General features: G+C 64.2%; 20 protein-coding genes, 1 pseudogene and 1 riboswitch. Of the genes and pseudogenes, 11 read left to right on the top strand and 10 right to left on the bottom strand.

What is annotated here, in order from left to right; genetic code table 11:
- Window positions 1-8: 8 nt before the first annotated feature.
- From cobT to NKH67_RS00690, 4 genes are all read left to right on the top strand, one after another.
- Window positions 9-1907 carry a cobaltochelatase subunit CobT gene (gene cobT / locus NKH67_RS00705; protein ID WP_352471451.1) on the top strand — a complete coding sequence of 633 codons (1899 nt, stop codon included), beginning with the start codon at window positions 9-11 and terminating at the stop codon, window positions 1905-1907.
- Window positions 1904-2929: an esterase-like activity of phytase family protein gene (locus NKH67_RS00700; protein WP_352471450.1), complete on the top strand. Its 1026-nt coding sequence runs from the start codon at window positions 1904-1906 to the stop codon at window positions 2927-2929. The genes cobT and NKH67_RS00700 overlap by 4 nt, the downstream gene beginning before the upstream one ends.
- Before the next feature lie 200 nt (window positions 2930-3129).
- The gene (locus NKH67_RS00695) at window positions 3130-3498 is read left to right on the top strand and encodes an ArsR/SmtB family transcription factor (RefSeq protein WP_352471491.1); all 369 of its coding nucleotides are present in this window, start codon (window positions 3130-3132) and stop codon (window positions 3496-3498) included.
- Window positions 3495-3977, top strand: coding sequence for an SRPBCC family protein (locus tag NKH67_RS00690; protein ID WP_352471449.1), 483 nt, complete (start codon window positions 3495-3497; stop codon window positions 3975-3977). The genes NKH67_RS00695 and NKH67_RS00690 overlap by 4 nt, the downstream gene beginning before the upstream one ends.
- Window positions 3978-4044: 67 nt before the next feature.
- Here the strand turns inward: NKH67_RS00690 and NKH67_RS00685 are convergent.
- The 3 genes and pseudogenes from NKH67_RS00685 to rpmB all read right to left on the bottom strand — a co-directional run.
- Window positions 4045-4710: pseudogene (locus NKH67_RS00685) on the bottom strand (spermidine synthase); the annotation flags it as partial.
- Window positions 4711-4773: 63 nt separating this feature from the next.
- Complete coding sequence (locus NKH67_RS00680; protein WP_352471447.1) at window positions 4774-5454, bottom strand: queuosine precursor transporter; 681 nt, start codon at window positions 5452-5454, stop codon at window positions 4774-4776.
- 81 nt (window positions 5455-5535) lie between these two features.
- Entirely contained in the window at window positions 5536-5832 is a 297-nt protein-coding gene (gene rpmB, locus NKH67_RS00675) for a 50S ribosomal protein L28 (protein ID WP_006328411.1), read from the bottom strand.
- A gap of 610 nt (window positions 5833-6442) precedes the next feature.
- Between rpmB and NKH67_RS00670 the strand changes: the two genes are divergently transcribed.
- The 3 genes from NKH67_RS00670 to NKH67_RS00660 are packed head-to-tail and all read left to right on the top strand — an operon-like array spanning window position 6443 to window position 8846.
- Window positions 6443-7234 carry a DUF3108 domain-containing protein gene (locus NKH67_RS00670; RefSeq protein WP_352471446.1) on the top strand — a complete coding sequence of 264 codons (792 nt, stop codon included), beginning with the start codon at window positions 6443-6445 and terminating at the stop codon, window positions 7232-7234.
- A 38-nt stretch (window positions 7235-7272) separates the two neighbouring features.
- Window positions 7273-8178: an aromatic amino acid exporter YddG gene (gene yddG, locus NKH67_RS00665; protein ID WP_352471445.1), complete on the top strand. Its 906-nt coding sequence runs from the start codon at window positions 7273-7275 to the stop codon at window positions 8176-8178.
- On the top strand, window positions 8178-8846 hold the full coding sequence (locus NKH67_RS00660) for a lysoplasmalogenase family protein (protein ID WP_352471444.1): 669 nt from the start codon (window positions 8178-8180) through the stop codon (window positions 8844-8846). Before yddG ends, NKH67_RS00660 begins: the two co-directional genes overlap by 1 nt.
- Window positions 8847-8851: 5 nt before the next feature.
- Here NKH67_RS00660 and NKH67_RS00655 read toward each other — a convergent pair whose 3' ends face one another.
- Together NKH67_RS00655 and gloB are read right to left on the bottom strand one after the other, a co-directional pair.
- Complete coding sequence (locus tag NKH67_RS00655; RefSeq protein WP_352471443.1) at window positions 8852-9280, bottom strand: cupin domain-containing protein; 429 nt, start codon at window positions 9278-9280, stop codon at window positions 8852-8854.
- A 21-nt stretch (window positions 9281-9301) separates the two neighbouring features.
- On the bottom strand, window positions 9302-10069 hold the full coding sequence (gene gloB, locus NKH67_RS00650; RefSeq protein WP_352471442.1) for a hydroxyacylglutathione hydrolase: 768 nt from the start codon (window positions 10067-10069) through the stop codon (window positions 9302-9304).
- A 98-nt stretch (window positions 10070-10167) separates the two neighbouring features.
- Between gloB and NKH67_RS00645 the strand changes: the two genes are divergently transcribed.
- The 3 genes from NKH67_RS00645 (at window position 10168) to NKH67_RS00635 (ending at window position 13782) form a co-directional block, all read left to right on the top strand.
- Entirely contained in the window at window positions 10168-10938 is a 771-nt protein-coding gene (locus NKH67_RS00645) for a class I SAM-dependent methyltransferase (RefSeq protein WP_352451212.1), read from the top strand.
- A gap of 128 nt (window positions 10939-11066) precedes the next feature.
- Window positions 11067-12899, top strand: a complete 1833-nt coding sequence (locus NKH67_RS00640; RefSeq protein ID WP_352471441.1) for an ABC transporter ATP-binding protein/permease — start codon at window positions 11067-11069, stop codon at window positions 12897-12899.
- A gap of 76 nt (window positions 12900-12975) precedes the next feature.
- A complete protein-coding gene (locus NKH67_RS00635) occupies window positions 12976-13782 on the top strand; it encodes a DUF1194 domain-containing protein (protein ID WP_352471440.1) in 807 nt (268 codons plus the stop codon).
- 18 nt (window positions 13783-13800) lie between these two features.
- On the opposite strand, the gene NKH67_RS00630 is transcribed toward NKH67_RS00635, so the two are convergent.
- Window positions 13801-14826: an RNA polymerase subunit sigma-70 gene (locus tag NKH67_RS00630; RefSeq protein ID WP_352471439.1), complete on the bottom strand. Its 1026-nt coding sequence runs from the start codon at window positions 14824-14826 to the stop codon at window positions 13801-13803.
- Between the two features lie 42 nt (window positions 14827-14868).
- Entirely contained in the window at window positions 14869-15615 is a 747-nt protein-coding gene (locus tag NKH67_RS00625) for an SDR family NAD(P)-dependent oxidoreductase (protein ID WP_352502687.1), read from the bottom strand.
- Between the two features lie 235 nt (window positions 15616-15850).
- Here NKH67_RS00625 and NKH67_RS00620 point away from each other — a divergent pair, with 235 nt between their 5' ends.
- The gene (locus tag NKH67_RS00620; protein ID WP_352471437.1) at window positions 15851-16171 is read left to right on the top strand and encodes a DUF1330 domain-containing protein; all 321 of its coding nucleotides are present in this window, start codon (window positions 15851-15853) and stop codon (window positions 16169-16171) included.
- 85 nt (window positions 16172-16256) lie between these two features.
- Here the strand turns inward: NKH67_RS00620 and NKH67_RS00615 are convergent, their stop codons facing one another.
- The 3 genes from NKH67_RS00615 to metX all read right to left on the bottom strand — a co-directional run bounded on the left by NKH67_RS00615 (window position 16257) and on the right by metX (window position 18634).
- Window positions 16257-16604, bottom strand: coding sequence for a hypothetical protein (locus NKH67_RS00615; RefSeq protein ID WP_352471436.1), 348 nt, complete (start codon window positions 16602-16604; stop codon window positions 16257-16259).
- A 130-nt stretch (window positions 16605-16734) separates the two neighbouring features.
- Complete coding sequence (metW, locus tag NKH67_RS00610; protein ID WP_352471435.1) at window positions 16735-17349, bottom strand: methionine biosynthesis protein MetW; 615 nt, start codon at window positions 17347-17349, stop codon at window positions 16735-16737.
- A gap of 115 nt (window positions 17350-17464) precedes the next feature.
- A complete protein-coding gene (gene metX, locus NKH67_RS00605; protein ID WP_292661143.1) occupies window positions 17465-18634 on the bottom strand; it encodes a homoserine O-acetyltransferase MetX in 1170 nt (389 codons plus the stop codon).
- Window positions 18635-18710: 76 nt separating this feature from the next.
- Window positions 18711-18788: riboswitch (SAM riboswitch) on the bottom strand.
- Window positions 18789-18884 lie beyond the last annotated feature (96 nt).

Below are 18884 nucleotides of genomic sequence, written 5' to 3'. Positions count from 1 at the left end.
GAGTCTCGATGGCGGGTCCGGGCGACAATACGCGAAACAAATCCAAGACCGGCGCTGAGAACGACAGCTTCAAGCGCGCGGTTACCGTCTGCATGCGCGCCATCGCCGGCGACAATGATCTCGAGGTCGGCTTCGCCAAGGATCGGCCGGCACTGGCCGGCAGCCGCGCCCGGCTGCCGGAACTGCCGAAGAAGGCATCGAAGGCGGACATCGCCATCACCCGCGGGCTCGGCGATTCCATGGCGCTGAAGCGCGCCTGCCACGATGCGCGCATCCACACCAGGCTGGCCCCGGAAGGCAAACAGGCCCGCGCCATCTATGACGCGGTAGAGCAGGCCCGGGTGGAGGCGATCGGCAGCCGCGCCATGCAGGGCGTCGCCGACAATATCGGCTCGATGCTCGAGGACAAATACGCCAGGGCCAACCTCGTCGACGTCAAGGACAAGGCCGACGCGCCGATCGAGGAAGCGCTGGCGCTGATGGTGCGCGAAAAGCTGACCGGCCGCACTGTGCCGAAGAGCGGCGAACGGCTGGTCGATCTCTGGCGCCCCTGGGTCGAGGAAAAAGCCAGTGCCGACCTCGACGGGCTGTCGGCAAAGCTCGATGACCAGCAGGCGTTCGCCCGCGTCGTGCGCGAGATGCTCGCCTCCATGGAAATGGCCGAGGAGCTCGGCGATGACCAGGAGACGGAAGACTCCGAGGACAACGACGAAAACCAGCCGCAAGGCGAGGAGCAGAGCGAGGAGGGCGGCGAAGACGATTCGGGCTCCGAGCAGTCGCAATCCGAGGATACCGAGGCATCGTCGGACGACGAGCAATCGGCCGAGACGGAAGCCTCCGACGCCACCGCCGAGGATCTCTCCGACGACGACGACGCCGATGCGGAGACGCCCGGCGAGGCGCGCCGCAACGACAATCCCTTCACCAATCTGCCGAAAGAGATCGATTACAAGGTCTTCACCACGGCCTTCGACGAGACCGTAGGTGCGGAGGAACTGTGCGAGGAGGAGGAGCTCGACCGGCTGCGCGCCTTCCTCGACAAGCAGCTCGCCAACCTTTCCGGCGTCGTCGGGCGGCTGGCCAACCGGCTGCAGCGCCGCCTGATGGCGCAGCAGAACCGCTCCTGGGATTTCGACCTCGAAGAAGGCTATCTCGATCCGGCACGGCTGGTGCGCGTCGTCATCGACCCGATGCAGCCGCTGTCCTTCAAGCAGGAGCGCGATACCAAATTTCGCGACACGGTGGTGTCGCTGGTGCTCGACAATTCGGGCTCGATGCGCGGCCGGCCGATCACTGTCGCCGCGACCTGCGCCGACATCCTGGCGCGCACGCTGGAACGCTGCGGCGTCTCGGTCGAAATCCTCGGCTTCACCACCCGCGCCTGGAAGGGCGGACAGGCGCGCGAGAAATGGCTGAAGGAAGGCAAGCCGCCGAACCCCGGCCGGCTCAACGATCTGCGCCACATCATCTACAAATCCGCCGACCATCCGTGGCGGCGGGCGCGCCGCAACCTCGGCCTGATGATGCGCGAGGGCCTGCTCAAGGAAAACATCGACGGCGAGGCGCTGCTGTGGGCGCACAACCGGCTGATCGCGCGGCCGGAGCAGCGCAAGATCCTGATGATGATCTCCGACGGCGCGCCGGTCGACGATTCGACGCTGTCGGTCAACCCCGGCAATTATCTCGAGCGGCATCTGCGCGCCATCATCGAACTCATCGAGACGCGCTCGCCGGTCGAGCTTTTGGCCATCGGCATCGGCCACGACGTCACCCGCTACTATCGCCGCGCCGTCACCATCGTCGATGCCGAAGAACTGGCCGGCGCCATGACCGAGCAGCTGGCCTCGCTGTTCGCCGAGGAAACCGTGCGCGACACGCGGCGCGGCGGCATGCGGCGCGCCGGATGATTTTTTCCCGCGGCGGCTTTTGGCAGAAGCTTTTGGCCGCCATTGCGTTGTTAGGCATCAGTTTGGCGCCAGCTGTCGCTGCCGGCCCGGCCTCGGTCGAGCCGGCCGAAATCACGGCACGGCCGATCAGCGAATTCCACATCGGCCGGCCGGACAAACAGTTCGGGCCGCTCGAATTCATCGGCGGGCTCGAAATGACCTCGTCGACGCGCGATTTCGGCGCGCTGTCGGCACTTCGGTTCCTCGAGCCCGGCAGCGATTTCATCGGCGTCGCCGACACCGGCTTCTGGTTCTTCGGCACCCTCGTCCACGATGCCGAGAAGCGGCCTTCCGGCATCCAGAATTTTCGCATGCAGCAGATGGTCGATTCGGCCGGTCAGCCGATCGACGAGAAATGGGCGGTCGATGCCGAAGGCCTCGCGGTCAAGGACGGCATTGCCACGGTCGGTTTCGAGGGCGATCACCGTATCGCAGAGTTCAAGATCGATCCGGACGGCATGAAGGCGCCGTTCAGGCAATTGGGCTTCCTGATTCCAGCCTGGGAACTTCGCCGCAATCGCGGCTTTGAGACCGTCACCCGCGCCAACCCCAACGGGCAGCACGCGGGCGGACTGGTCGTGGTGTCGGAAAAGAGCCTCGACAAGGCCGGCAACATCTTTGCCGCGATCATCGAAGGGCCGCACAAGGGCGTCTTCACCGTCAAGCGCAATGGCGATTTCGACATCACCGACGGCGCCTTCCTGCCGGACGGCGACCTGTTGCTTCTGGAGCGCAGTTTTTCGATGGCCGGCGGCGTCAAGATGCGGCTGCGGCGCATCTATGGCGAAAGCGTCGAGAAGGGCGCCGTCGCCGACGGGCCGGTGCTGCTCGAAGCCGACATGGGCTACCAGATCGACAACATGGAAGCGCTCGACGTCTGGACCCGCGACGATGGCGCGCTGATCGTGTCGCTGATGTCCGACGACAACCACTCGATCCTGCAGCGCAATCTTTACCTGGAATTTGTGCTGCACGAGGATTGACGCGCGACCGGCCTGCTGGCTGACAGCATCGCTGGCGTTTCCGCGCCGTTTTGCAGCGCAGGCAATTTCCCTTGCAATTTCCCTTGCAATTTCCCCTGGCAATGACCCGCATCGCGGGTTTTCCAGCCGGCTGTCACCATCTGCAAAAATACTTTAGTCGTGACTTGACAATTTGTGTCATCGGCGAAATACTCAAGTCCATGCTTAAGTATTCCGAGATCGACAGCATCCTGCGGGCTCTTGCCGAGCCGACGCGCCGGGCAATCCTGGAAAGGCTGAGCCGCGGGCCGGCCACCGTCAGCCAGTTGGCGGAGCCGTTCGGCATGACCTTCGCTGCCGTGCTCCAGCATCTCCAGGCGCTGGAAGCGTGCGGGCTGATCCGCAGCGAGAAGGTCGGACGCGTGCGCACCTGCCGGATCGAGCCCGGCGGGCTAGCCCCGCTCGCCGACTGGATCGCCGCGCGCCGTACACTGGCCGAACGCCAGCTCGACCGTCTCGGCCAGATCCTGGCGGAGACTGACCAACCGGACGCAACACTCCACGACCAGGAAAAGGACGACAAGAAATGAACCAGATTGCCCCCGTGAACGACCAGGCCGTCATCCATTCAAGCTTCACGATCGAGCGGACCTACCCGCAATCGCCCGAGAGCGTCTTCCTCGCCTTTGCCGACAAGGCGACGGTGCGGCGCTGGCGCGTCGAAGGCGACGGCTTCACCATCGCCGAATTCACCTTCGATTTCCGTGTCGGCGGCAGCGAGGTTTCGCGGTTCAGCTACCAGGGCGGCCCGGAGATCAGGCTCGATGCGCAGTTCCAGGACATCGTCCCTGACCGGCGCATCGTATTTTCATACCGGATGGCGGTCGGGGCGCAGCCGCTGTCGGCGTCGCTCACCACGGTCGAGCTTGCACCTTCCGGCGAGGGCACGCGCCTGACCTATACCGAACAGGGTGCGTTCTTCGATGGCGTCGATTCAGCGCAAGGGCGCGAGGAGGGCACACGCGGGCTGCTGCAGGCGCTCGCCGCCGAGCTTCAGAAGGCGAAGTAGAGGTTCGTCGGCGTGGCGGGCGGCGACCACAAGGCCCGCCCGGATTGCGAGGTGGTGGCCTATTGCCCCTGGTCGCGAGCCAGACGATGTGACGGGCGCCGCGCTTGCCGTGAGCCCGCACCTTGACCTCCTCGACCGTGAAGCCGGCCTGCTTGAGCCTTCGGGTGAAACCTGCGTCAGGGCCCTGCGACCAGACCGCCAGCACACCGCCGGGCTTGAGAGCTGCTCTCGCGCTGATCAGGCCGGCTGCGCCGTAGAGCGCATCGTTGGCCTTGTAGACGATGCCCTCGGGGCCGTTGTCGACATCGAGCAGGATCGCGTCCCAGGCCGAAGCTTGCGATCGGATGAGCTGACCGACATCGGCCTCGCGAATGCCGACACGCCGGTCGTCAAGGCAACCGTCGAAAACTTCGGCCATCAGGCCGCGCGCCCACGCCACGACCGCCGGCACCAATTCGGCAACGGTGACCTGCGCATCGTCGCCGAGCTCGGCCAGCGCCGCGCGCAAGGTAAAGCCCATGCCGAGGCCGCCGATCAGGATGTTCGGGGTCCGGCGGCCGGCAATCCTTTGGCAAGACAGTTTCGCCAGCGCCTCTTCGGAACCGCTGAGCCGGCTGTTCATCAGCTCGTTGGCGCCAAGCATGATCGAGAATTCGCCGCCGCGCCGCTTCAGGCGGAGTTCCTGTCCGCCGTCAGGCGTTTTTGCCGAGTCCAGTTGAAGCCAGGGGATCATGCTCGATAGTCTTTGAGCATGATCTTGTCCGAAAACCGGTTCCCACTTTTCGGGATCATGCTTCTATGCCGCCAGTGCCGGCTGGCTCCAGCGGGCGGCAAGCAGCCGGTAGGGGATCAGCGCCACCACCGCTATGACCAGCTTGACGCCGAGATCGCCGAGCGCCCAGGAAATCCAGCGCATCGTCTCGACCGGCAGCACGCCCATCAGCGGCGCGGTTTCCAGCGCAAAGCCGTCGTTGGGCCCGGCGAAGGCGAACGCCGCCGCGAAGGCGACGGTGAAAAACACCACCGTATCGAAAACGGAGCCGACCAGCGTGCCGACGATCGGCGCGCGCCACCAGCTCTGCCGGCGCAGCCGGTTGAATACGGTGACGTCGAGCAACTGCGCGGTGAGGAAGGCGGCGCCCGAGGCAGCGGCAATGCGCACCAGCCGGTCGGCGGCGGTCTCGAATTCGATCAGGCCGTGGCGAAACAGCAGCGGTGGGATGACGATCGAGCAGATCACCGCTGTCATGAAGCCGACAAAGACGATCCTGCGCGCCACCGCCGGCCCATAGCGGCGGTTGGCGAGATCGGTGACCAGGAAGGAGAACGGATAGGTGAAGGCGCCCCAGGTCAGGATGTCGGCCAGCGACAACCCGCCGATTGAACCCTGCATCGGGAACTGCACAAGGATGTTCGAGGCCACGACGACGAGCGCCATGGCCGCCACGAAGGGCAGGTACCGCGAGAGGAAAGTCATTTTTTTATCCTGGGTAATGGAACCAGCGGAACGCGATCCGGAACCGGATCACGCCCTGGAAGGCGGCTGCCGCCGAAAAACTCAGGCGGCCGGCTGTTCGGCGAGCTTCTTGGCGATCTGCTTCTTCAACAGGCGGGCGCGCTGCGACAATTCCTTGGCATCGGCCTTGGCCAGGAAGGCATCGAGGCCGCCGCGATGCTCGACCGAACGCAGCGCGTTGGCCGAAATGCGCAGGCGCACGTTCTGGTTCAGCGCTTCCGAGATCAGCGTCACATTGACGAGATTGGGCAGGAAGCGACGCTTGGTCTTGTTGTTGGCGTGGCTCACATTGTTGCCGGACATGACTGCCTTGGCAGTGAGTTCGCAGGTGCGGGACATGGTTCTAACCTTCGGTTCTCGGTCCTGGCCAAACATTCGACCCGCGCCGGGTGGCGCGCGGTTTCGGTCAGGCGGCCTCATGGAAAAAGTTGGCGTTCCATAGTTGCATTTCTCCGAGGCGTCAAGCTTGGGGTTGGTTAGTGCCAAGGGAATCAATCAAAAGATGACCGATGCCGGCGCTGCCCCTCATTCGCCTGCCGGCCCCTTCTCCCCGTATAGTAACGGGGAGAAGGGGCTTGGCCGCAGGCTCGGCGCTTCTGCAACTCCGCAAATTGGCGAAACCCTTTGCAAGGCGACCTTCTCCCCGTCCCTATACGGGGAGAAGTGCCCGGCAGGGCGATGAGGGGCTGCGCAAACCTGTCGCGATTTTCCAGGTGGCCACATTTTGTTCTTGCTTTGTGCCGGCAGCTATGCTACTAACTTCGGTATGGTGCTAATTGGCTCCAACGACCCGCCCGCCGAGGCGGGTTTTTATTTTGGCCGTCGACCAGCCCCAACGTTGCCTGCCGACGCCGCCTTTCACATTAAGGCCGGAATTCAGCCTATAAGCGGTCGCACAGGGACATGCCAGACCGGAGCCGCCCGTCCGGTCGACAATCAAGGACCCGCCATGCCTCGTTCTTTCCTCCATGCCCTGGTCGTGCTGTTGGCCGTCGCGCTGCCGACAACGGCTTCGGCCGCTGAGCCGCAATCCTTCACGGGCGAGTATTCGGTGTCGTTCCTCGGCCTTTCCGTGGCCAAAGCGAAATTCTCCAGCCACTACGAAGGCGACTCCTATTCGATCGAGGGCAGCGTCTCTGCCGCTGGGCTCGCCACACTGTTCGACGATACCCGAGGCACGATCTCGTCGAAGGGCAAGATTTCGGGCAAGCAGTTGCAGCCGCAAGCGTTCCACGCCGACTACACGTCCGGCAAGAAGGCATCGATGATCGACATCCAGTTTGCCAACGGCGTCGTCACCTCGACCAAGGTCGTGCCTGAGCCGAAGAAGCGCAATCCCGAGAATTGGATACCGCTGGTCGGCAGCCATCTCGTATCGGTCCTCGATCCGATGGCCGCCACCGTCATCCATGCCGACAGCCTCGACCAGGTCTGCGGGCGCACGGTGAAGCTCTATGACGGCGAAATGCGTGCCGATCTCAAACTGACCTACGAGTCCAAAGGGTCGATCTCGGTGGCCGGCTACAAGGGCGATACGGTCACCTGCAGGCTGGGCTTCGAGCCGGTGGCCGGCTACCGCAAGAACCGCAAGGCGCTGAACTACCTGAAGAAACGCAGCCGCATCATGGTGACGTTTGCACCGGTCGGCCAAAGCGGCGTATATGCGCCGATCCGCGCCACGGTCAGCACGCAAATCGGCCCGCTGACGATCAGCGCGGAGCGGTTCGAAGCAAACGAATAGGCGTGATGGTGCGCCGCCAACGGGCAGGGGCGACGGATATGGCGCGCGCAACACTGATAGGCTTCTCCGCGGTCGCCATGTGGGCGCTGCTGGCGCTGCTTACGGATGCTTCGGGCGCCGTTCCGCCGTTCCTGCTTACGGCAATTACCTTTACGATCGGCACCTGTGTCGGGCTGGTTGCCCGGCTGTTCATGCCGGCAGCCGATGGCGCCGCGAAGATACCGCGCCAGGTCGAAATACCACGCAAAGTCTGGGTGATCGGCATTGCCGGCCTGTTCGGCTACCACTTCTTCTACTTCACCGCGCTGCGCAATGCGCCGGCCGTCGAGGCCAGCCTGATCGCCTATCTGTGGCCGCTGCTGATCGTGCTGGGGTCGGCGCTGATGCCGGGCGAGCGGCTGGCCTGGAACCACGTCGCCGGCGCGCTGCTCGGCCTTGCCGGCACGGTCCTGATCGTCACCAAGGGCGGCGGGCTTGCCTTCGATGCGCGTTATGCCTTCGGCTACGCCATGGCCGGCGTCTGCGCGGTGCTGTGGTCGTCCTATTCGCTGTTGTCGCGGCGCTTCCCGTCGGTGCCGACCAGTATCGTCACCTGGTTCTGCGCCGCCACCGCGGCCCTTTCGCTGGTCTGCCATCTGTTGCTTGAACAGACGGTGCTGCCCGCCGGCGCCGGCCAGTGGCTGGCCGTGCTCGGCCTCGGTCTGATGCCGGTGGGGGCGGCGTTCTATGCCTGGGACATCGGCGTCAAGCGCGGCAACATCCAGGTGCTGGGTGCGGCGAGCTACGCCGCGCCGCTGCTGTCGACGCTGGTGCTGATATCAGCCGGCTTCGCCGAGCCGTCATGGCGCATCCTCGCCGCCTGCGTGCTGGTCACCGGCGGCGCGGCACTGGCGGCGAAATCGCTGTTCCTGCGCAAGAGGGCTACGAGCGAGGCAAACGCTTGATGCCGTTTCCCGGCGGCATCGATGCCAATGCCAATGCGACGCTGGTATTTTCGCTGGCGGCGGCGGTGATTTACGCGTTCAGCCTCGGCATGCGGCCGCGTCTTTCGCGGTCGGCGGCAAGGACATTGGCGGTGGCGATGCTGGCGGTGCTGGTCGTGCAGCAGGGCGGCCCATGGCTGCTCGTCGCCGCGCTCGGCGCCAGTGCCATCGGTGACGCCTTCTTGTCGCGCGACGGCGAGAAGGCATTTCTTGGCGGCACGGCCAGTTTTCTTGCCGCGCATGTGCTTTACGTCGTGCTGTTCCTGCGCGCCGGCAGCGGCCTCGGGCTGCTCTCGGCCGAACCGTGGCGAGGAATTATTGCCCTGGCGATGGCCGTGTCGGTGCTGGCGATGGTTTTCGCGCTCCAGCGCCGCATCGGCCCGGCCTTGCGTTTGCCGATCTATGTGCATGCCGCGGCACTGCTTGCCATGGGCATTGCGGCGCTCACCCTGAACAGCGTCGGGGTCATTGGCGGCATCGTCCTGCTCATGCTGTCCGACGGGCTGCTCGCTGCGGAAAAGTTCCTGCTGCCCGCCATCTCGCCGCACCGCATTTGGGTGCGCTATGGGGTCTGGGCGCTGTACTACGCCGGCCAGCTGGCGATCACGCTGGGTTTCCTGCTGGGCTAAGGTGCCTAGGGCGTGCCCGGCAGCCAGCCTGGTTCGGCGAGTTCGAAGGCGGAGAAATCGAAACCCGGCGCCACGGTGCAGCCGACCAGGGTCCATTCGCCGAGGCTGCGCGCCGACTGCCACCAGCCTGCCGGCACGACGATCTGCGGCCGCTCGCCCGCGGCAAGCGCCGTACCGAGGATCTCCTCGATGACGGGACCGCCTTCTCGGTGTATCGATAGCGCCAGCGGCGCGCCGTCATAGAAGTGCCAGACCTCCGCCGCGTCCCTGACCCGGTGCCAGGCCGACAATTGGTCCTTGTCGAGGAGGAAATAGATCGCCGTCGAATGGCCGCGCGTGCCTGCCGCGCCGTCGCGAAAGGTCTCGGCATACCAGCCGCCTTCCGGATGCGGCTTCAGGCCGAGCAGGGCGATGATTTCGGCGGAACTGGTCATGACCCTAGCTCCTGGCGCCGCTCAGAAATTGTCCTTGCGCTTGCGGATCTCGGCGAACACTTCGGCGTCGGAGGCCTTCTCCAGGCCGAGATGCCTGCGGATCGCCGGATCGTGCCAGCGCAGGAACGGATTGGTCGACAGTTCCTCGCCGATCGTCGTCGGCAGCGTCGGTTTGCCGTCGGCACGCAGCGCCTCGACCTTGGCGGCACGCTCTTTCAGCGCCGAATTGGTCGGGTCGACGGTGAGTGCGAAACGGGCATTGGCCAGCGTATACTCATGGCCGCAATAGACGACCGTCTCGGCCGGCAGCGCCGCGAGCTTCTTCAGGGATTCGTACATCACCGGCGGCTTGCATTCGAGCAGCCGCCCACAGCCGAGCGCAAACAGCGTGTCGGCGGCGAATGCCACTTTCGACGCCGGCAGATGATAGGTGACATGGCCGGCGGTATGGCCGGGCGTGGCGATGACCTCGATCCGCTCGTCGCCGAGATGGACGACCGAGCCTTGCTCGACAGTTTCGTCGATGCCGGGAATCTTCGCCTTTTCGGCTTCCGGCCCGACAATGCGCAGCTTGAAACGCTCCTTCAGCGCCAGATTGGCCTCGACATGGTCGAGATGGTGGTGAGTGGTCAGGATCATCGTCGGGGTCCAGCCGGTGCGCTTGATCGCCGCCAGGATGGGCGCCTCCTCGGGCGCATCGATGAGCGCCGTCTGGCCGCTTTTCGGGTCGTGCACCAGCACGCCGAAATTGTCGCTGCGGCACATGAATTGTTCGATCTCGACCGGCATCGCATCTCTCCCATTATTGCCGCAGACATAGGGCGCCTGCCAGCCGATGTCATCTGCCTTTGTTGAACTTGGACTGCTTCGAAGCTACCGTTCCGCGCATGCATTCAGACATTGTCGATCTCCGTTCGTTTTATTCGACCACGCTCGGCCGCCTGGCCGAACGCTCGATCACTATGGCGCTGTCCTCGATATGGGCCGTCGTGCCCAACGAGCGGCTGGTCGGCCTCGGCTACACCTTGCCGTGGCTGGAGCGCTTCGGCAGCGATGCCGAGCGCGTCTTTGCCTTCATGCCGGCAACCCAGGGCGCGGTGGTCTGGCCGGCGACCGGGCCGACGGCGACCGCCCTGGTCTTCGACGAGGAACTGCCGCTGGTTGATTCCTGCATCGACCGCATGCTGCTCGTCCATTCGCTCGAACATGTCGAGAACCCACGCGAGACGCTGAACGAGATCTGGCGGGTGCTGTCGCCGGCCGGCCGTGTCGTCATCGTCGTGCCCAACCGGCGCGGTGTCTGGGCACGCTTCGAGCATACACCTTTCGGCAATGGCCGGCCGTTCTCGCGCGGCCAGCTGACCGAATTGCTGCGCGAAGCGAATTTCACGCCGGCGGCGTGGTCCGATGCGCTGTTCTTCCCGCCGTCGCCGCGACGTTTCATGATGCAGTTCCATAATGTGCTGGAACGCGCCGGCCGGCGCTTCTGGCCGATCTTTTCGGGCGTTATTGTCGTCGAGGCGCAGAAGCGGCTCTATCAAGGCGTGCCGGTTGCCCAGCGCGCGTCCCGCCGCGTCTTCGTGCCGGTTCTCTCGCCGCATGGCGCGCCGACGCTTGGCCGGCTGTCGCGGGCCGAACACCCGGCACCGCCAGGATGACGCGTTCGTGATCCGAGACGTGCTTGTTCACGCCTATCTGACGATATCAGGTTTGCTGTCCGATTGAAGGCCGTGCGGCCGATCCCTATGACCGGTTTGGCATTGCTCCGAATGCAAGGATTTAACCGATGGATGATCGTCCGGATGTCGAGGCCAGCGCCCAGAAGCTTGCCACGTCGATCGAAGCCAGCAGCCTGCGTGAGCAGCTGGCAACAATCAAATTGGCACTGACCAGCTCGCCAGTGCGAAAACAATTGCTTTGGGCAGCGATCGGCATCGTCGCCGTCATCGTGGCGAGCTCGATCGGGCAGGTTCTGCTCAATCGCTGGAACCAGCCTTTCTACGACGCGCTTGCGCGGCGCGACATGCCGGCTTTCCTGCATCAGCTTCTGGTCTTTGCCGGCATCGCCGGCGGGCTTGTGGTGCTCAATGTCGGCCAGACCTGGCTCGACCAGATGCTCCGCCTGAAGCTGCGCGAGGCGCTGACGCTCGACCTGATCGACGAATGGATGCGGCCGGCGCGTGCCTTCCGGCTGACCCATGCCGGCGCCATCGGCGTCAATCCCGACCAGCGCCTGCAGCAGGATGCCGGGCATCTCTCCGATCTTTCCACCGGTCTTGGCATCGGCCTGCTGCAGTCCTGCATCCTGCTTGCCTCGTTCGTTGGGGTCCTGTGGTCGCTGTCCTCCGGCTTCGTCTTCCACATAGGCGGCCATTCGCTGGCCATACCCGGCTACATGGTCTGGGCGGCGATCCTTTATGCCGGCACCGCCTCCTGGTTGAGCTGGCTGGTCGGGCGACCGTTGATCCGCTTCAACAACGATCGCTATACGCGTGAAGCGGAGCTGCGCTCCTCGGTGGTTCGCGTCAACGAGAATGTCGATGCCATCGCGCTCGCGCATGGCGAGTCCGATGCCAGGCGCCGGCTCGAATTCGATCTCGGCATGGTGCTGGGCGCCATGCGGCGCATCTACAGCGCCCAGATCAATCTTTCCTGGGTTACCGACACCTATGGCTGGATCACTGTCGTCGCGCCGATCCTGGTCGCCTCACCGGTCTATTTCGCCGGCGATATCAGCTTTGGCGGCTTGATGATGGCAGTCGGCGCTTTCAACCAGGTCCATTCGTCGCTGCGCTGGTTCATCAACAATATCGGCGGCATCGCCGATTGGCGCGCTACGCTGATGCGGGTCGCCGACTTCCGCATCGCGCTTGCCGACACCGACGCGCTGCACCATACGGAAAGGCGCATTTCGTTCGGCGAAAACCCGGACGGCAGCCTGACCTTCGAGAAACTCGAGGTCGCCTCGCCGGAGGGATGCACCAAGCTTGCCGAGCCGCATGTCGAAATCCGCGCCGGCGACCGGGTCATGATCACCGGAGATCCGGGCGCCGGCAAGACGCTGTTCTTCCGGGCCATTGCCGGTCTGTGGCCATGGGGCAGCGGACGGATCGGCATGCCGGCCGGAGAAGCGCCGATCTTTGTTCCGCGTACCCCCTATTTCCCGCTCGGCAAGCTGCGCGAGGTGCTCAACCATTCAGACGGCGCGGCGGAGGCGAGCGATGCCGAGATCTCGGAGGTGCTGGCCGATGTCGGGCTGCAACGCCTGTCGTCCTCGCTCGATCGCTCGGCGCGCTGGGAGCGTGAGCTCAGCGACGACGAGCAGCGTCTGCTGGCCTTTGCCAGGCTGGCCTTGCGACGGCCGAAATGGGTGATCATCGACGAGGCGCTGGACGCGTTCGACGGCCCAACGCTGAGGCAAGTGCTGTCGATGCTGGAGAAGCGCCTTCCCGACGCCGCGATCCTCAATATCGGCCGCGGCCAGCACAATGCCCGCTTTTTCCGGCGGGCGTTGACCATCGTCAAGGATGCCGGCCAACCGCCACTCAAGCCGGCCCGTATCAGGGCAGGTGCCATCGAACCGCCCCCGGCGATCGCCTCGACCGGCCGAAAGAAATAGAGGGCAAGCTTTATTTCGCCGCGATCGCGGCGAAAAACTGTCGCGATCGTTTCAGATGGGAACGTTCCGATCGGCCATGCTTGACGCACTCGCCCTGCTCGCCTGCCTTGCCTGCACCCCGGCGGCACCTGCGGCCGCGCCGGCCGATGCAATTGCCGTCGATGTCGAGCTGGTGCTGGCCGTCGACATCTCGCAGTCGATGGATGAAAGGGAGTTTGCCCTGCAGCGCGCCGGCTATGTCGCGGCGCTGCGCCACCCCGACTTCATCAACGCCGTGCGCGCCGGCACCTTCGGCCGCATCGCCATCGCCTATTTCGAATGGGCCGGCACCATCCGCGACGATGCGGTCATTGCCTGGCAGGTCGTCGACAGCAAGGAGAGCGCCAACGCTTTCGCCGACAAGATCGCGGCCCGCCCGTTCAGGAGCTTTCGCGGCACCTCGATTTCCGGTGCTGTGGCTTTCGGCGCCGAGCTTTTCAACGGCACGGCCTTCACCGGCAAACGCCGCGTCATCGACGTCTCGGGGGACGGCCCAAACAACACCGGCTTGCCGGTCACAACGGCACGCGATGCGGCGCTGGCGAAGGGTATCGTCATCAACGGGCTGCCGATCCTGATCAGCCCGTCACCCACCTTCAGCCATCTCGACCGGTATTATGCCGAATGCGTTACCGGCGGGCCGGGCTCGTTCGTGCTGCCGATCTATGCTGCTTCCGAATTCGCCACCGCCACTCGCCGCAAACTGATCCTCGAGGTCAGCGGCATCGAGTATCCCAAGCTGGATCCGAGGACGATCCGCATCGACGCACCGATCGACTGCCTGCAAGGCGAGCGCGACCGGCGGTTTTTCTCGGACCCATATTTCCCGGAACTCGACCGATAAGGCTGGCCCAGGGGTAAGCTAGGCTGGTGGCAGGCCGAAGGCCGGGAACAGAGATGGCCCGAGCGGCCCTATGAAGATCGTCAAGGAAGCGATCCCGCCCTCGGCTGCGTCGAACACATGCAGGGAATGGGCCCGCCATTCAGGGCCGTCGTGGCTGCGGGAATAAACCCCGACCGCCGGCTGGGAATTGGCGCGGGTGGCCAGCGTGCGGAAGCCGCCAAACTTAGGCCAGACGGTCTCGAAGAAACCGCGGATCGCTTCGCGGCCTTGATACCATTCACGCCAAGGCGGCATGGTATAGATGGCGTCCTCACGCAGCAGCTCGATCAAGCTGTCGAGATTGGCGGCCTGCCAGGCCTGCATGTAGCGTTCGAGCAGCAGGCCTTCTTCGGGGCTGGGCCGTGATCGGCTGGCCGGCCGTCCCTGAGGATAGCGCGCCGCCAGCGTTACGCGGGCCCGCTGCAACGCGCTGTTGATCGAAGCCGTCGATCCGCCCAGCAAACGCGCCGTCTCGACAGCCGACCATCCGAGGACGTCGGCAAGCAGCAGCGCGGCGCGCTGCCTGGGCGGCAGATCCTGGATCGCCGCGACGAAGGCGAGCTGGACGGCCTCGCGGCTCTCGTAACGGGCTTCCGGACCTGGCTCGCTGCCGGCAATGTCTGGAAGCTCGGCGTCGGGGTAGGGCTCCAGCCAGGCGATGTCGGCTACCGGCCCGCCTATGGCCGCCCCGTGCGAGGGCGGCCGTCCGGGTTCCCGGAGAATGCGACGCGCCCTCGACCTCGCCTTGATGGCGTTGAGGCAAGCGTTGGTCGCGATCATGTAGAGCCAACCGCGAACCGAACCTCGCCCGTCGAACTCCGATCTTGCGCGCCAGGCGCGAAGCAACGTGTCCTGGACGAGGTCGTCGGCCTCGTGCAGCGAACCCATCATGCGATAACAATGCAGCTTGAGCTCGCGGCGATGCGCGGCCGTGACCTTCTCGAAGGCCAGCCGATCGAGGATCGGCTGGCGTGATGGTTGCAGAGGTGGTTGACCGTTTGTCATGTGGCTTCTGCGGTTACGAGCGAGCGTTGCATTACGCGCCCCTCAGGCGGCCGGGGCAAGCCCGCTACCGCTCACCATGAAGGAACTGCCTTGCGGCTGGCCGGTGGCGAGTGCGACCACCGCCCGTCCGACATCGGCCGGCGTTTGCATGTCGGTCATGGCGGCGATGAAGTCCGCCGGCTGGATGCCCATATAGGCCGCTATGCTGTCGACGCCGGCTTTGCCCACGCCGGTTTCCGGCATGATGCGCATCGGCGCGAGCGCCATGAAGCGCAGGCCGAGGCCAAGCCGGTCGGCCTCCTTCTGGCTATGACCGGCCAGGAACATCTGCGTGCGTTTTGCGCCAGCATAGCCGCCGGCGTTCGGTGGTCCGCCGGTCAAGGCCGCGCCGCTGGAGATCAGAACGATCCGGGTCCCCGGCTTGAGCGGACGCCGCACAGCGGCCCGGCAAAACAGGAACGACGCCTTGACGTCCGTGTCCCAATTTGCCGAGAACGCCTTCCAGTTCTGTTCATGCACCGGCGCAGAAGGCGCCAGCGCACCTGCGCAGATCACCAGTACGTCCGGCTCAAGCGCGGCGAAGACCTTATCCGGGGCGGAGTCCATCGTAGCATCGGCCGCGAGCGTCTTCACGCCCGAGACCTCCCAGGCAAATTGCGCCAGGGCCTGTTTTCCGCGGGCGACGGCCAGCACCGTCGCTTTCTCCTTGAGGGCGGCCTCCGCGATCGAGCGGCCGACACCACGGCTGCCTCCGACGACGACGACATTCTGATTTTGCAACGATCCCATGGATCACCTCTCTATTCCCGGCCGCCGGACCATCCAGGCGCGCTCATCGATAAGGACAGCGCAGGTGGGTGGAAATCATCGGTGCCAGGCGGAAATATCTTTCAGCTGACGGCAGCGGCGCGTCGGTTTTGTATTCAGTGTCATTACCTCGGGGGTAATCGACCTGTGCGCGACGTCTCGGCAAACTGCTCCCATCAAGCCGGTTGTCCGGTCTTCGACCACAAGGAGTTACGCCATGACCGCCTACGCCGTCGCCCATATGCGCCAGGTCACGCCGGGACCGCAGATCGTCGAGTACCTGCACAAGATCGATGCCACGCTGGAACCGTTTGGCAGCCGCTTCGTGGTGCACGGAGGCGAGGTGGAAGTCGTTGAAAACACCTGGCCGGGCTATCTCATAGTCATCGAGTTTCCCAACCGGCAGCAGGCACGTGCATGGTACGACTCGCCCGCCTATCAGGAGATATTGCCGCTGCGTACCGGCAATTCCCGGTCCGACGTGGTCTTCGTTGATGGCGTCCAGCACCCGCACAAGGCCACGGACGTGCTTGAATAGAGGGAATGATCGGGTACAACCGGCGTCTATGGTGCCGCCATCTATCTGGCGGCACCGAATTTGGATCGCGTCTGCATCGGCAGCTTCACCGCCCCTGCAGCACCTTGATCGCGTTGGACATGTCGCCATGCGACAATGCAGCCAGGTAATCCGAGTAGTTGATCCTCCCGTTCGCGAAGCCGTTCATCAATCGCGTGCAGAACGTGTGTTCCAATCCGGCATCCGGGACGTTCATGAGCGCGGCGAGGTTTGCCCTTTCAACCTTGCCGAACCGCATCTTGAATTTGGTCATGCACCGCTGGATCGCCTGCCGTTTCAGCGCCGGGCTGCCGCTCAACGCGACTTGTCCATTCTGGAAATCGGTCTTCGACGTCGTGCATCCGGAAATCAAAGTGGCCGACATCAAAGCTGTTGCTAATACTAACGTCTTCATTGCTTCCCCCAAACCAACCCGTTTGAGACCTGTTAAAGCAACAAAGAATGCCGGGCAACTTCATTGGATTGAAAATTGAAAATATGGTTTCTTGCGCAGGTCTGAGGTTCGTTGCTTCTGCCTGTCAAACCTATCGTTTCAGCAGGAATACCGCTTGCTGGCCGAAAAAATTCCAGAACCACCACGGCATCGAGAAGCCGATCCGCTGGCCGTTGGCGTCGAGCGCGGTTGCCTTTTCCACCGTCGCGCCAAGCTCGTCGCACAGATTGACGAAGTCGCGAATGGTGCAGAAATGGATGTTGGGCGTGTCGTACCAGGAATAGGGCAGGTCCTTGGTCACCGGCATGCGGCCGTTGAAGAGCAGCGAAAGGCGCACCCGCCAGTGGCCGAAATTCGGGAATGAGACGATGGCGCGGTTGCCGATCCGGAGCAGTTCGTCGAGCACCAGCTTCGGATTGCGGGTCGCCTGCAAGGTCTGCGACAGAACGACGAAGTCGAAACCCTTGTCGGGATAGAATTGGAGATCCTTGTCGGCATCGCCTTGAATAACCGACAGGCCGCGCGCCACGCATTCGTTGACGCCGCGCTGCGACAGTTCCAGCCCGCGGCCATCGACCTTCTTGGTCTCCTGCAGCAATTCGAGCAGCAGGCCGTCGCCGGAACCGACGTCCAGCACCCGCGACTGCGGCGGGATGAGATCGGCGACGACTTCGAGGTCGACGCGCTGGGCGCGGTTGACGCTCATGCCTTCGGCTCCTGCTCGGCACATGATCCTGATCCGAAAAGTCTGCAACTTTTCGGGGTCATGCGCTGATGCCTGGCGCATGGTCCTGATCCGAACAGCCTGCAACCTTTCGGGGTCATGCGCCAAGCCCTCTCGCCCGCGCGGCCGAGGCGATGAAGCCCTTGATGGCGGCGAACAGTTCCGGTTCGTCGAGCAGGAAGGCGTCGTGGCCGCGGTCGGTCTCGATCTCGACGAACGATACCGAGGCGCCGGCTGCGTTCAGCGCGTGCACGACCGAGCGGCTCTCCTCGGTCGGGAACAGCCAATCGCTGGTGAACGAAACCAGGCAGAAGCGCGTCTTGGTGCCGGCGAAGGCATCGGCCAGCCGGCCGCCATGGTCGGCGGCGAGATCGAAATAATCCATCGCCCGCGTCATGTAGAGATAGGAGTTGGCATCGAAGCGATCGACGAAGGTCATGCCCTGATGGCGCAGATAGCTCTCGATCTGGAAGTCGGCATCGAAGCCGAAGGTAAGCGCTTCGCGGTCCTGCAGGTTGCGGCCGAACTTGCGGTGCAGCGCTGCTTCCGACAGATAGGTGATGTGGGCGGCCATGCGCGCCACCGCCAGCCCCTTTTCCGGCCGCTTGCCATGCTCGAAATATTTGCCGCCATGCCAGTCCGGGTCGGCCATCACTGCCTGCCTGCCGACCTCGTGGAAAGCGATGTTCTGCGAGGAATGGCGGGCACCGGTGGCGATCGGCAGCGCCGAGAAGACGCGCTCCGGATAGCTGGAGGCCCATTGCAGCACCTGCATGCCGCCCATCGAGCCGCCAAGCACGCTGAACAGCTGTTCGATGCCGAAATGCTCGACCAGCATCAGCTGCGCCCGCACCATGTCGCGGATGGTGATGATCGGCAGGTCGAGCCCGTAGGGCTTGGCGGTGGCGGGATTGGTCGAGGCGGGGCCGGTGGAGCCGAGACAGCCGCCGATGACGTTTGACGAGATGACGAAGAAACGGTCGGTATCGATGATCTTGCCGGGACCGATCAGCACTTCCCACCAGCCCGGCTTGCCGGTCACCGGATTGGTGTTGGCGACATGCTGGTCGCCGGTCAGCGCATGGCAGACGAGGATGGCGTTGGAGCGCGCGTCGTTGAGCGTGCCATAGGTCTGGTAGGCAATCTGGAACGGCGACAGCAGCGTGCCGGCGTCGAGCTTGAGCGGCTTGTCGGCGCCGAAACGCAACACCGGGCTCGACGGCTGGTCGGCCTCGTTGTTGGTTTTTCGCGCGCGCAAAGCGACCATCACATCTCCTTGCCCGGCCTTCAGTTGTCCACCGGTCTGGGCAACAAAAAACCGGCCATGCCTTCGCAAAGCCGGTTACAAGATGCAAACGGCCCTTTAGCAAGTTGTTTAACGTGGCTGCAAGCCGACCGGCCAAATCACCACGGAACTGTAGCCGTTCTTCTATGACTCGCGCATGGCTTCGTCAACGGCAAGTTCTTGATCCCGAATTGCCGGCCCTCGACATTCCGGGCCACGGCTTGTATTTCCG

Origin of the sequence: Mesorhizobium sp. M0968, assembly GCF_040319065.1 — a bacterium.
GTDB lineage: Bacteria > Pseudomonadota > Alphaproteobacteria > Rhizobiales > Rhizobiaceae > Mesorhizobium.
Note: the sequence above shows the minus strand (reverse complement) of the source record. Positions and strands in the feature narration are given on the sequence as shown.